Genomic DNA, 11,009 nt, shown 5'->3' with positions numbered 1-11,009 from the left:
CGCCAGCGCTCCACCGACCGCTCGCTCACCCGCAGCGCGGCCGCGATCTCCCGGTTCTTCGCGCCGCTCTCGAAACGACCGACTGCCTCCAGCCGGACCCGCTCCCTCGCGGCCCTCTTGGCGTCGGTCAAACCGCCGCCCTGCGCGTATCTCACACCCCACAGCTACCGACCCGACTCAGCCGCTGTCAGGCGAACGGCCCGACATCACCCAATCAAGTTCAGTAGCCACTGTCCGCACGTACCGTGGCTACTCGCTCGCCCGGTACACCAAGGCCCTCGAACGAGTGGCGGCCTTCCTGGCCACGGCGCCATCGTGTGGCGGCGCGAGAAGATCAGCTGGTGGGAAGCCGGCGCAAGGCCCGAACTGTCTCCCAGTACGTCATGGCCGCCCTGCACGAGGTCGACCGCGAGCAAGTCCTGGCGAGAGGATGGCCCGGTTGGCTCCTACTCGCCCTGGCTCGGACCCGATGTCCAGGCACCCTTCACACCGGAGGCCATGCTGTCCGCCCTCGACGACCTGGCAGCCGACCCCTCACGCGCCGACAACGCCAACATCCCCCTGCTTCCACGGGAGATCCTGCAGAACCTCCCCACCCGTTGGACCGCACATGTCCAGCAAACCATCGAGGCCGGATACAACGGCGCGTACGTCGGCGTCGGGGTCTCCTCCGCCATCAGCGCCCGCCTGACCGCCCTATGGCACCAGCGGGCCCTATGAACGAGCACGACATCCCCGGCCCCGTCTGGTTCGAGCCCGACCCGGAACTGGAGGCCACCGAGGGCGGGCTTCGCTTTCTCGCCGCTCTCCGTGAGCGGGCGGAATCCGGCGCGTGGTCCTGCGATCCCGACGACACCTTCGCGAGCTTCGCGGTCTTCGAGAACCGCACCGAACTCATGGTCACCCTGGAGCTCTACGATCCCGATTCCGATCCGGAAGCGCACATTCTCACCGTGGGCGCGTTCTTCACCGGCTCCCGTCTCGTCGGAGGCGAATTCCGTGATCAGCTGTACACGCTGGAGCGGAACCCGGAAACGGCGATCGAGAGTTCTGGAACGCCTGAGTTCCTCGCGGAGCGCGCGGCGGAGTGGTTCACCCGAATGCTCGAACTTCCCGTCCTGCGGAACGAGTTCGAGGTCGGTGGCCGGGTCGTGAACCGGCAGTGGGTGCTGGCCGGCACGGATCGGGAACTGACCTCCCAGTTCCGCGTGCAGCCGGGTGACCCGCTGGCCCGTACGGTCCCGGTCCGGGGCGGCCGCGCGGCAGGGGCATAGTGGCGGCAGCGCTGTCAGAGATACAAGCCCTGTTAGGTGAACCCGACGGGCAGTTGAAATGACCGACGCAGCCCCATCATCCCATGGTGGGGCTCCCGCCACGTCCCACAAACCCGATGAGCGCGCCGGCCAGGATGGTGTTGAGGCGCCTCGTGCGGCGCAGAGAGGCTTGTTGGCTGCGCCGACTGGCTTCGATGAACTCGGCGATATCGCTGGGTAGTCCGCGTTTCCCGGACCAGTACACTCCTTCGGCGAGGTCGGTGCACGTAGATCGCCTCAGTCACTGATGAGGATGTCGTGGATGAGTTCGGCAACCAGAACGGTAGGAGGGCCCGGGTTCGCGCGCGTGAGTGGCGATGATCCGGTGGTCAACGAGTACATCTAGTACAGCATCAGTGTCGCCTTGGTGGAGGGCAGCTGCCAGGTATCGATTGGGCCGTGCGTTCTGAACATGCGCGGCGCCTTTGCGGTCTCTCGTGCGGTCTTCGGGCTGTTGGTCCCGGCGCTACTGATCGGCATGGTGCTGATGGGGGGCGGAGCCGACGGTGTTCGGGGAGAACGACATGGTGTGTGGCTGAGGCGTTGCCGCCGGGACCTGGGGTGTGGGGCCGCAGCGGTGAATCCACAGGAGAGCTCCTGCCAGCAGGACGGTGCCTCCCAGCAGCCAGGGCAGCGGGCCTGCCGGAAGGACACCAATGATCAAGCCGGTGAGAGCTGCCACGAGTTGCAGGGCGAGAGATTGGACGGACAGCGCGGTGGCCCGGCCCGAACTTGCAACCCGGCGGTGCAAGAGGTCGTTCTCACTCGGCCCGGCTGCGCCGAGCCCGAGGTAGACCAGTCCGTAGCCGATGGCCGCGAGGACCATGGAGCCCACTCCCGTGAACGCCGCGGTGATGCCGAGGAGAAGCAGGCCGCTCGCGCTCGCGCCGAGGCTCACCATGACCGCACGCTCGCCACTGCCCGCAAGCCGGGCGGTCAGCGGTGCGAGGTGGCTGCCGATACCCGCGCAGATGAATCCGGCGCAGGCAAGCACGGCAAAGAGCACGGCACCCGACTCCGATGCGCCCGTGATGGCCGCGGCACGGCCCGGCGTGAGCAGTTCGATCGCGGCCAGGGCGCTGCCGGCGGCCCCTGCGCTGAGGAGCACTCGGCGGACCAGCGCGTCGCGGCCCCCCAGCCGCAGTCCGTCCACGACGGTGGCTGGGATGCCTCGGAGTACTTCGGGCAGGGTGGCTGCCGGCCGGGGCGGCTCCCGCAGAGCGGTCAAGACATACAGCACGAAGGCGATCTCGACCGCTGCGCCCAGCAGAATGGGGACGGAAAGGGGCAGCACCCGCTCGGACGTTGCTTCGCTCAGTCGGGCGCCGAGGTCGGGGCCGAGTCCGAGCAGCCAGGGAAGTGCACCGCCGAGCAGGGTGCCCGTGGCGAGCGCGGCGGATGTCGCGGAGGAGCCGCGGGCCAGCCCGGTGCGCAGTTCGGCGCCGGGGCCGGAGTGCGCCTGGACGGTGTCGACGTACCAGGCTTCGGCAGGGCCACTGGACAGGGCACGGGCCGCGCCCACCAAGGCCATGCCGAGGCCGAGCAGCCAGGGAGCAGTGCCCAGGCCCACGAGGATTAAGGCGGCCAGGTTCAGCAGGCCGGCGGAGGCCAGAACAGCACGGCGTCCGAGGACGTCGGACAGTCCTCCGGTGGGCAGTTCCAGCGCGGCGGCGGTGAGGGAGTGCGCGGCGAAGAAGCCTGCGATGGCCGCCATGGCCATGCCGCGCTCGGCGAACAGCAGGATCTGGGGAGCGATGCTCAGCCCCAGCGGCAGCCAGAACAGAACGCAGACCGTGATGTAGCGGCGGCGTGCGGTGCGTATGTCCAGCGGGCCGGTCATGACGCGTCCTCGGTATCTGTCCCCGCAGGGGCAGAGGTGTCCGCCGCAGTGGCGGGGGCGCGCGGTGCCAGGGGCAGTCCGGCGGTGAGGAGTACGACCTGCACTGCACGCGGATCTTCCACATCGCGGTTGGTCAGTTCCTTCAGCTTCCGGTCGAGCACCTCCCAGAGTTCCGTGAGCGACTCGGGGGTTAGCCGGGGCATCAGGTCGTTGATTCCGGACGGCTCCACCCAGTCCTGCCCCAGCCGCCCATCGGCGATGTCGGCTTCGTGCCGCGCGAGAGAAGCCTCCAGGTGCTCGATCTGGGCCCGGCGCGACAGGCTGACCCAGGCGTGGCTGCCCGGCGCGGCCTCCATGGCCTTGTTGCTCCAGGAGGTCACGGAGTGCACCGCCTGCCAGCGGCGCTCCCGCCCGTCACGGTGCTCGGCCTCGGCGACGAACGCGTACTTCGCCAGAACCCGCAGGTGATAGCTGGTGGAAGCGGATGACTCCCCGGTCCTGGCCGCGAGTTCACTCGCGGTGGCCGGGCCGTCCTGCCGCAGCATCCCGAGCAGCCGGATGCGCAGAGGGTGTGTGAGGGCCTTCAGGGCTGCTGCGTCCTGCTCGGGATCGAGTACGCGTTTCTGCTCGTCGCTGACCATGACGGGAGAGTAGAAGAGACCAGAGATTTTCCAAAAGTATTTTTGCAGAAATTCTTTTGGAAAGTTTGCTGGTTGCCCGTGTCGCCGGCCGTGGCTCCGCCGTGGGTGATGTCTTCGGTCTGGGCCAGGCAGCGGCGCACTTCCGGGCGGCTCTCGTGCGCGGGTATGTGCCGTGCGGCGACGAACAGGCCCCGACCTGGCATGAACTGGGCGTGAGCGGGGATATGGGCGCGGGATACCAACCCGGAGATCATCGGCTCGGGGTATCCGGGCACAGTACGCGGCCGGACGCTGCCTTCCAGCGGCTTGAACGAGTGGATCACGCCGGTGTGGGAAGTCACCGGCCTGGCCCACGGTGAGGACGAAGGCCAGGCCGGCAGCGGGTGCCAGCAGCGAGGTGGATCTTCGTGACGGCCAAGCTGCTCGGTCAGCAGGCGACGGTGTTCCCGAGCCACCACGGCGGCTTCCTCGGTGGCGAGTTCGGCTCCACCGGGCAGCCTGACGCCTTCGCGCGTAGGTTGCGCGAGGTCCTCAACGACGCTGGCTGACGGTCGTCCTTCTCGTCGAAAGCCTGGCTTTCACCAAGTCCAAGACGATTGTGGTGCCGCCACCGCGGGCGGCGGCAGTTCCTCCTGTGCGGTGATCCAGCATCACGCCGGCGCTTGATCCGGCTGCACGCGGCGACGTGTCATCGCTCGGTCGAGAAGGATGGCCGGCATGGTGACCACGGCCAGACCGGCACCGATCCAGATGACCGAGGTGATACCGGCACCGGAGCCGAGGGCGGTCCCGGCCAGTGCGGGGACGAGGCCGATGCCGAGCTGGAACGCGGAGGTGGAGGTGGCCCGTTCAGCACGAATCCAGCCACTCCGAGGAGCAGGACCAGGGGGACGACAGCCAGCGCGTACTGGGCGAGGAGCGCCAGCAGGACGGAGCAGACCAGGATTCCGACCGCCCCGGTCATCAGAGCCTGTGAGGGCCATCTGTCGGCGATCCTGCCTCCGATGGACAGGCCGATGAAAGCGCCGACGCCGAACAGCGCCAGTATCACCGGAACCCAGACATCGGGGATGCCGGTGACGTCGGTCAGGAATGCCGCGAGGTAGTTGAACGAAATCATGTAGGCGGCGGTGCTCAGGATGGTGACGGCGTAGACGATCCACAGCTGCGGTCGTCTGACCGTACTGAGTTCACGCCGCACACTCGGTTCCGCGCTCGTGCTCGTTGCCGGCAGCGCGAAGAGGACGGAGAGCGCGCCGAGGACCGTGAGGACGACCACTACCCAGAATCCGCCCCGCCATCCCGTGAAGTGGCTGATCAGAGCGCCGGCCGGTCCACCCGCGGTCATCGCGAGGCTGAGCCCGCTGACGACGACACCGGAGGCACGGGCGGTGCGGTCGGGTGTGACAAGGCTGATCGCGGTGACCGCCGAAACCGAAAAGAATCCGGCATAGGCGAGACCGCAGAGGAAGCGGGTGACGATCAGAACCGTGTAACTGTCGGTGAGAAGACCGACTGCCACGGATACGGCGAAGATGGCCTGGGTGGCAATGAGCGTGGTTCGTCGCGGCCAGTGCAGGGTCAGGATGGCCAGCGGAGGCCCGCCTATGACGACGCCGATAGCGAATGCCGAGATCAGGGCACCCGCGGATGACAATGTGATGTGCAGGTCGTCCGCGATTGCCGGCAGCACCCCGGCGACCAGGAACTCCGCGCTGCCCATCGCGAACAGGCAGAAGGAGAGCAGATAGACGCCGAACGGCAGCCTCCCGTGTGTGGCTTGCACCTGCGGTGCGGCCTGTTCGGTTTCGGCGCTCACCGGCCATCACCCCTGGCCCGCAGGATCGAGGTGAGCTTCTTCTCCAGGACGTGCTTGGGCGCCGCACCGACCCACGACCCTGCGGGCCGGCCGCCTGTGTAGACGACGAAGGCGGGAACAGAGGTGATGCCGAGCCGGGCGGCCAGTCCTGGCTCCTCGTCCAGGTCGACCTTGACGACGTCCAGGTGGCCGGACTGTTCGGCGGCCAACTGCTCCACGATGGGGGTGACCATCCGGCACGGGTGGCACCAGGTGGCCCAGAACTGAACCAGGACGGGTCGCTCCGCTTGGAGGACGCGCGCGGTGAACGTCTGCTCGGTGACGCTGTCCACCGGGCGCGGGGCATGTGCGGGCATGCGTGGGTTTCCTGTCTTGTACTGGTTAGGAGAGTGAGGTGTGGCGTTGCCGCGCTACGGGCTACAGGGTGGCAGCAGCCGTGAGGCGGTGCTGTTCGACGGCGCGGTCGACATCCTCGTCCAGCAGGTCGGCGTTGATGGCGAAGGCAGCGGCGGACCCCATGCCGGCCGCGGCCACGACCTGCGCGCGCGGGTCGACGACGTTACCGACGGCCCAGACGCCCGCGACGCTCGTACGACCGGTGCGGTCGGTGACGACCCAGCCGGCGTCGTCCTTGTCGCATCCCAGCTGGGTCAGCAGTTCATCGCGCGGGACGGGACGCGGGAAAAGGAAGGCGGCAGCTCGGGGGACGACGCGGCCGTCGACGAGTTCGATTCCGCGTAGCCGGTCGTCGTCGACGACGAGCTGCTTGATCTCCCCCTCGAGCAGGTGCAGACCACGTGCCTTCAGTTGTTCCCGGTCGTCCGCGGTCAGGTCCAGAGTGTGCGCGAGAAAGACGACATCGTCGCTCCACTGGCGCAGGAGCAGAGCCTGGTGGACCGCTCCCGGGTGCGTGCCGAGGACTGCGAGGGGCTGGTCGCGGACTTCATAGGCGTGGCAGTACGGGCAGTGCAGCAGGTCCCTCCCCCACCGCTCGCGCACGCCGGGGACGTCGGGCAACTCGTCGCGCAGCCCGGTCGCGATCAGGACGCGGCGGGCCTTGAGCACCACCCCGCCCGCCATGCGGACGTAGTAGCCGTGGTCGATCTCTTCCACCTGTCCATGGACGAACTGGACGCCGTAGCGGGCGATCTCGGCGCGCCCGAGGTCGAGCAGTGCTGCCGGGGGCAGACCGTCGCGGGACAGGAAACCATGCATGTGCGAGGCCGGCGCGTTGCGCGGCTCGCCCGCGTCGATCACCGCTACCTTGCGGCGGGCGCGGCCGAGGAGCAGGGCGGCATTGAGGCCGGCTGCTCCGGCGCCGACCACCACTACGTCGTGGACCTCGTCGACGTCGCCGTGCTGTTCCGTGCTGTTCTTGTCGTTCGTCGTATTGATCATGTGAACAACCTCCTGCCGCGATAGTGCGGGCCTGGCACGGGAGCGACAACTTCTGTTGCCATTTCTGGGACGCGAGAGGTGGAATGGGGGTATGGACGAGCAATCACCGATCGCCGCCACGCTGGCCCAGGTCGGCTCCCGCCTCAGGGACATCCGCGCCCAGCGCGGCGTGTCCCTGTCGGCGTTGGCCGAGGCCACTGGCATCTCCAAGAGCACACTGTCGAGGCTGGAGTCGGGGCAGCGCCGCCCGAGCCTGGAACTGTTGCTGCCCATCGCTCAGGCCCACCAGGTACCGCTGGACGAACTCGTCGGGGCGCCGGAGGTCGGCGACCCACGGATCCGCTGCAAGCCCCGCGTCCACAACGGTCGTACAGTGATTCCACTGTCGACACAGCCGGGGCGCCTGCAAGCCTGGAAGTCGATCATCCCTGCGGAACACAACCGGCCTGATCCGGTCACGCACGAGGGGCACGAGTGGTTGTACGTCCTGTCCGGACGGGTCCGGCTCATCCTGGCCGACCACGACCTGATCATGGGGCCGGGCGAGGCGGCCGAGTTCGACACCCGCCTGCCGCACTGGTTCGGCCCCACGGGCGAGTCTCCCGTGGAGGTGCTCAACCTTTTCGGCCCCCAGGGGGAACGCGTGCACGTCCGGGCCAAACCCCAGTCCCGGGCGGAGCCATCGACCTGACCGGAAAGGCCCCTTGCCGGGGCCGCCTTCCGGAAGACACGGTAGGTGGCCCGGTGGGTAGTGGACCAGGGTGCGAGCTGCTGGGCTGCTGGTTGTTGCGAGGCATGACGCCGGTGTCGCAGGCCGACAACTGTGAAACCAAGGGGCGTTGACGAGCATCGTTCGGGTAGCGTGCGGGCCATATGCAGTCCTGAATCAGCCAAGGTGGAGGCTTTCAGTCACGCCGTCAGTTCCCTGAATCACTGAGTTCGTAGTCCTGCCGTCCCGCCGTGCTTCTGCGGCCGGACCAGCGCGGCTTGGGTGCTGTGACCGCCCGAGCTGTGGGCTCTGGCGAGCCGTGGCGAAGCCGTCGCGGCGGTCATTCGCACCTTCTACAGCGATTACCAGGACCATTTCGCCGAGTTTCTCCGCGCCTGCAACCCAACTCCTCTCAGACACCGTCTGCCAGGCTCGGGCAACGGTTTTCGCCGTGCTGGTCGAAGGAGCATCCCTCTACCGGTCCGGCATCGCGGCCCACCGCACCAAAGGGCTGTCCCGTAATCCGTGGTGGATCAGCGCGCGGCGTCAGATGTGGTGCATCGCTCATCAACACGACCACACCACTCTGCTCGACCGAGAGAGTTCTCGGAAAAGCGGGGCGGTACCGGCCTCGGACGGCCCGACTGCCATCAGCCGGCTGAGGCGATCCCGGAGTTGGACTGCATGCGGTCGATGCCGCTGACGCGCGGCGAATCGGCCGACTGCTGCACCGTTCCCCGCCGGACGGACTCGCCAACAACCGGTCCGCCGCCGGAGGCATGGTGGGACGCGTCGGATGTCTTCCCGGTAGCAGAGCGGCGACGGGGACACGGCGGACGCGGGCGGATATGAAAGGGCGGCCACCACACCCTGGTGGCACCTGGCCGCCGACGGCGCCATCACCGTCTGCGGCCGCCTCGCCTCCGCGCTGCAGCCCCATCCGACCGGTACGTCTACGAAGGCGACCGGCCGCACTGCGCCTCCTGGCAAAAGGAGACGGCCCGAGTGGACACAGCGCTTGCCACAAAGCGCACGGCCCGTCGGCCGCAGGGTTGCTGATCAGCTGTGCTCACAACGATCGACAGCGTGGACCGCAGGCGGCTCGATCTTGCGCAGTTGTGTGAATGGCACAGTCGAGGCGAGCGCGAGAGTAATCGCTCCCACGAGCAGGAGGGCGAACCATGCGCCAGAACTGTCGATGACGACTCCAGCTGCCGCGGACGCCAGCGATGCGCCGAGATTTACGGAGGTGTTGATCCATGTCGATGCTTCTGTCCGGCCGGTTTCCGGAACGATGGTGTCGGCGATGAGGTACCCGGTGATGAGAGACGGAGCGAGGAACAGGCCGACGAGCGCGAGGCCCGCCGCGAAGGGACCGAGTGTGTCCAATTGCGACACGAGCACCGCGCCGAGTCCCATGCTGACGCACAGGACGAACAGTCTCTTGCCGATTCCTCCCTTGAGGTTGAGCTGCCCATAGAGAAATCCTCCGAGAGCACTTCCGCCGGCAAAGGCTGCCAGGAGCCAGCCCGAAGCTGCGACAGCATCATGTTGCGCAGCGGCTGCCGGAGCCGCGATCTCCGCGACGCCAAGTACACCACCGACGCCCAGGAGGACGATCAATACTCTTGCGAAACCTGGCTGGCGCAGCGGGCGATCGCCTCGCGCGACGCCCCTTCCTGTTCCGCGATGCACCCCCGACGACGCGCTCGACGTCATCGCTGCGGTGCCGAGGGAAACGGCTGCCGCGGTCAGAGCCCGGTGCTGGGAGAACTGGCGACAATGACCGCGCTGATGATGACGGGGCCAATTACGAAAAGCAGCTCTTCGCACACCGCGTCGATACTGAAGGCTTTTGTCCGCTGGTCACCGGCCGTGGTGAGCGACGCCCAGATCAATCGCATCGCTGCCCCCAGGGGTGGTGATGCCAGGCCGATCGCCGCACTGAGGATGAGGAACCAGATATCCACAACTCCCTCGGCTTGTGTGATGAGTGCGAGAGCGATGAACCCGGAGGCTTGGCCTGACGCCATGGTGGTGAGCGCGATTCGTTGACCGAATCGATCGACGGCCCGGGCGCGCCAGGGGGCGGCGATGACGTTGGCGATTCCGAACGCCGCTGTTGCGGAACCGGCTTTTGTGTACGAACCCGTACTGTCTTGGACGGCGAGGAGGAGGGCAAGACCGCCCATCGCGAGAGCGGACCGACCAATCAGGGCGGGGAGGAAGGCGCGAAGCGCGCCAGGAAGGAGAAGTACTGCGAGCACGAAGAAGCTCCGATGATGTGCGACCGGCGTCGTATGCACGGCCGCCAGAGTCTGACGGATATCGAGGTCCGGAGGGCGCGAAAGACCGCACCCTCAACGGATCAGAACCTGGGCGGGAGAGACCCAGGACCGTCAGATGAACATCACAATGAGCATCCGGAGATGTTAGCAGGCTGCGGACACTGTGCTGCCTGGCGTTTCCTCAGCGAAAAAATGCCAGACTGGTGGCCGGCCACCGAAGTTCGACCCAGAGGACTACAAGGCCCGGCACGCGGCCGAGTGCGGCATCAATCGCCTCAAGAGACATCGAGCCGTGGCCACCAGGTACGACAAACTCGCGGTCCGCTACGAGGCTACCGTCCTCCTTGCCGCCATCAACGAGTGGTTGTGACGTACTGGTCCGACGACAACTCGAACACCCGTACTCGCCGACCGCAGGTGGGATTGACGGTCTCACGGACCGGATGCATCCCCAGTTTGGTCATGATCCGTTCGGAGGCGTCGTTGCCCACTTGAGCGATGCTGACGATCCGCTCCAGCCCTCGCTCTTCGAACCCGAACCGTACAGCGGCCGCAGCGGCCTCGGTGGCCAAGCCCTGCCCCCAGTGGGAACGTCCCAGCCGCCAGCCGACCTCAACCGCCGGCAGTACCTCCGGCAAGAAGTTGGGCACCGAAAGGCCGGTGAACCCGGCCAGCTCGCCAGTGGACCGGATCTCCACGGCGAACAGGCCGAAGCCCTGTGACTCCCACTCGCTCTCCCATGCCTGGACCCCGCCGCGAGTCTGCTGTTCGTCACGGACGCTGCCGTCACGGATCCATCGCATGACCTCGGGGTCGGCATTGACGGCAGCCATGGGCGCAACGTCTTCCTCGCGCCAGCGACGCAGGATCAGACGGGGAGTCTCGAGCGTGACCATCGGAACATTGTGGATCACAAATGGGCTCTCCGCCATCCTCACCAGGCACTTTCGATACACGCCCAGCGGGATTTCGTGTCCTGGGCTGGGCGTGTTCGTTGTGCG

Annotated in this window: 12 protein-coding genes and 2 pseudogenes; 5 read left to right on the top strand and 9 right to left on the bottom strand. The window is 67.3% G+C overall.

What is annotated here, in order from left to right; all coding sequences use genetic code 11:
• The coding region (locus tag ACZ7L9_RS13930) for a helix-turn-helix domain-containing protein (RefSeq protein ID WP_471415209.1) at positions 1-155 on the bottom strand (155 nt) is incomplete at its 3' end.
• Between the two features lie 343 nt (positions 156-498).
• Between ACZ7L9_RS13930 and ACZ7L9_RS13925 the strand changes: the two genes are divergently transcribed.
• Entirely contained in the window at positions 499-720 is a 222-nt protein-coding gene (locus tag ACZ7L9_RS13925; protein ID WP_471415183.1) for a hypothetical protein, read from the top strand.
• Positions 717-1,274, top strand: coding sequence for a hypothetical protein (locus ACZ7L9_RS13920; protein WP_471415182.1), 558 nt, complete (start codon positions 717-719; stop codon positions 1,272-1,274). Before ACZ7L9_RS13925 ends, ACZ7L9_RS13920 begins: the two co-directional genes overlap by 4 nt.
• Positions 1,275-1,779: 505 nt before the next feature.
• On the opposite strand, the gene ACZ7L9_RS13915 is transcribed toward ACZ7L9_RS13920, so the two are convergent.
• Both ACZ7L9_RS13915 and ACZ7L9_RS13910 read right to left on the bottom strand, forming a co-directional pair.
• Complete coding sequence (locus ACZ7L9_RS13915) at positions 1,780-3,153, bottom strand: MFS transporter (protein ID WP_471415181.1); 1,374 nt, start codon at positions 3,151-3,153, stop codon at positions 1,780-1,782.
• The gene (locus ACZ7L9_RS13910) at positions 3,150-3,794 is read right to left on the bottom strand and encodes an ArsR/SmtB family transcription factor (RefSeq protein WP_471415179.1); all 645 of its coding nucleotides are present in this window, start codon (positions 3,792-3,794) and stop codon (positions 3,150-3,152) included. The genes ACZ7L9_RS13915 and ACZ7L9_RS13910 overlap by 4 nt, the downstream gene beginning before the upstream one ends.
• A 410-nt stretch (positions 3,795-4,204) precedes the next feature.
• Between ACZ7L9_RS13910 and ACZ7L9_RS13905 the strand changes: the two are divergent.
• Positions 4,205-4,342: pseudogene (locus ACZ7L9_RS13905) on the top strand (alpha/beta fold hydrolase); the annotation flags it as partial.
• Between the two features lie 140 nt (positions 4,343-4,482).
• Here ACZ7L9_RS13905 and ACZ7L9_RS13900 read toward each other — a convergent pair.
• The 3 genes from ACZ7L9_RS13900 to ACZ7L9_RS13890 form a co-directional block, all read right to left on the bottom strand.
• Complete coding sequence (locus ACZ7L9_RS13900; protein ID WP_471415178.1) at positions 4,483-5,613, bottom strand: MFS transporter; 1,131 nt, start codon at positions 5,611-5,613, stop codon at positions 4,483-4,485.
• Entirely contained in the window at positions 5,610-5,969 is a 360-nt protein-coding gene (gene trxA, locus ACZ7L9_RS13895; protein ID WP_471415176.1) for a thioredoxin, read from the bottom strand. The genes ACZ7L9_RS13900 and trxA overlap by 4 nt, the downstream gene beginning before the upstream one ends.
• 61 nt (positions 5,970-6,030) lie before the next feature.
• Positions 6,031-7,011 carry an NAD(P)/FAD-dependent oxidoreductase gene (locus tag ACZ7L9_RS13890; RefSeq protein ID WP_471415175.1) on the bottom strand — a complete coding sequence of 327 codons (981 nt, stop codon included), beginning with the start codon at positions 7,009-7,011 and terminating at the stop codon, positions 6,031-6,033.
• 91 nt (positions 7,012-7,102) lie between these two features.
• Between ACZ7L9_RS13890 and ACZ7L9_RS13885 the strand changes: the two genes are divergently transcribed.
• Positions 7,103-7,702 (top strand): helix-turn-helix domain-containing protein, encoded by a 600-nt coding sequence (locus ACZ7L9_RS13885; protein ID WP_471415174.1) that lies wholly within the window; start codon positions 7,103-7,105, stop codon positions 7,700-7,702.
• Between the two features lie 1,077 nt (positions 7,703-8,779).
• Here ACZ7L9_RS13885 and ACZ7L9_RS13880 read toward each other — a convergent pair.
• On the bottom strand, positions 8,780-9,343 hold the full coding sequence (locus tag ACZ7L9_RS13880) for an MFS transporter (RefSeq protein ID WP_471415173.1): 564 nt from the start codon (positions 9,341-9,343) through the stop codon (positions 8,780-8,782).
• Between the two features lie 128 nt (positions 9,344-9,471).
• Positions 9,472-10,026, bottom strand: a complete 555-nt coding sequence (locus tag ACZ7L9_RS13875) for an MFS transporter (RefSeq protein WP_471415172.1) — start codon at positions 10,024-10,026, stop codon at positions 9,472-9,474.
• Between the two features lie 181 nt (positions 10,027-10,207).
• Between ACZ7L9_RS13875 and ACZ7L9_RS13870 the strand changes: the two are divergent.
• A pseudogene (locus tag ACZ7L9_RS13870) lies at positions 10,208-10,378 on the top strand (IS5 family transposase); the annotation flags it as partial.
• Here ACZ7L9_RS13870 and ACZ7L9_RS13865 read toward each other — a convergent pair.
• On the bottom strand, positions 10,362-10,904 hold the full coding sequence (locus ACZ7L9_RS13865; RefSeq protein WP_471415169.1) for a GNAT family N-acetyltransferase: 543 nt from the start codon (positions 10,902-10,904) through the stop codon (positions 10,362-10,364). The pseudogene ACZ7L9_RS13870 and the gene ACZ7L9_RS13865 sit on opposite strands and share 17 nt — an antisense overlap.
• Positions 10,905-11,009 lie beyond the last annotated feature (105 nt).

This window comes from Streptomyces sp. NPDC111516 (assembly GCF_055635345.1).
The sequence above is the reverse complement of the archived record's forward strand: the minus strand, read 5'-3'. Positions and strand labels throughout refer to the sequence as shown.

Bases quoted from the DNA above. Each gene is read 5' to 3' on its own strand.
- ACZ7L9_RS13920 (WP_471415182.1), top strand. From the start codon at position 717: ATGAACGAGCACGACATCCCCGGCCCCGTCTGGTTCGAGCCCGACCCG.
- ACZ7L9_RS13890 (WP_471415175.1), bottom strand. From the start codon at position 7,011: ATGATCAATACGACGAACGACAAGAACAGCACGGAACAGCACGGCGAC.
- ACZ7L9_RS13915 (WP_471415181.1), bottom strand. From the start codon at position 3,153: ATGACCGGCCCGCTGGACATACGCACCGCACGCCGCCGCTACATCACG.
- ACZ7L9_RS13910 (WP_471415179.1), bottom strand. From the start codon at position 3,794: ATGGTCAGCGACGAGCAGAAACGCGTACTCGATCCCGAGCAGGACGCA.
- ACZ7L9_RS13865 (WP_471415169.1), bottom strand. From the start codon at position 10,904: ATGGTCACGCTCGAGACTCCCCGTCTGATCCTGCGTCGCTGGCGCGAG.
- trxA (WP_471415176.1), bottom strand. From the start codon at position 5,969: ATGCCCGCACATGCCCCGCGCCCGGTGGACAGCGTCACCGAGCAGACG.
- ACZ7L9_RS13885 (WP_471415174.1), top strand. From the start codon at position 7,103: ATGGACGAGCAATCACCGATCGCCGCCACGCTGGCCCAGGTCGGCTCC.
- ACZ7L9_RS13925 (WP_471415183.1), top strand. From the start codon at position 499: ATGCTGTCCGCCCTCGACGACCTGGCAGCCGACCCCTCACGCGCCGAC.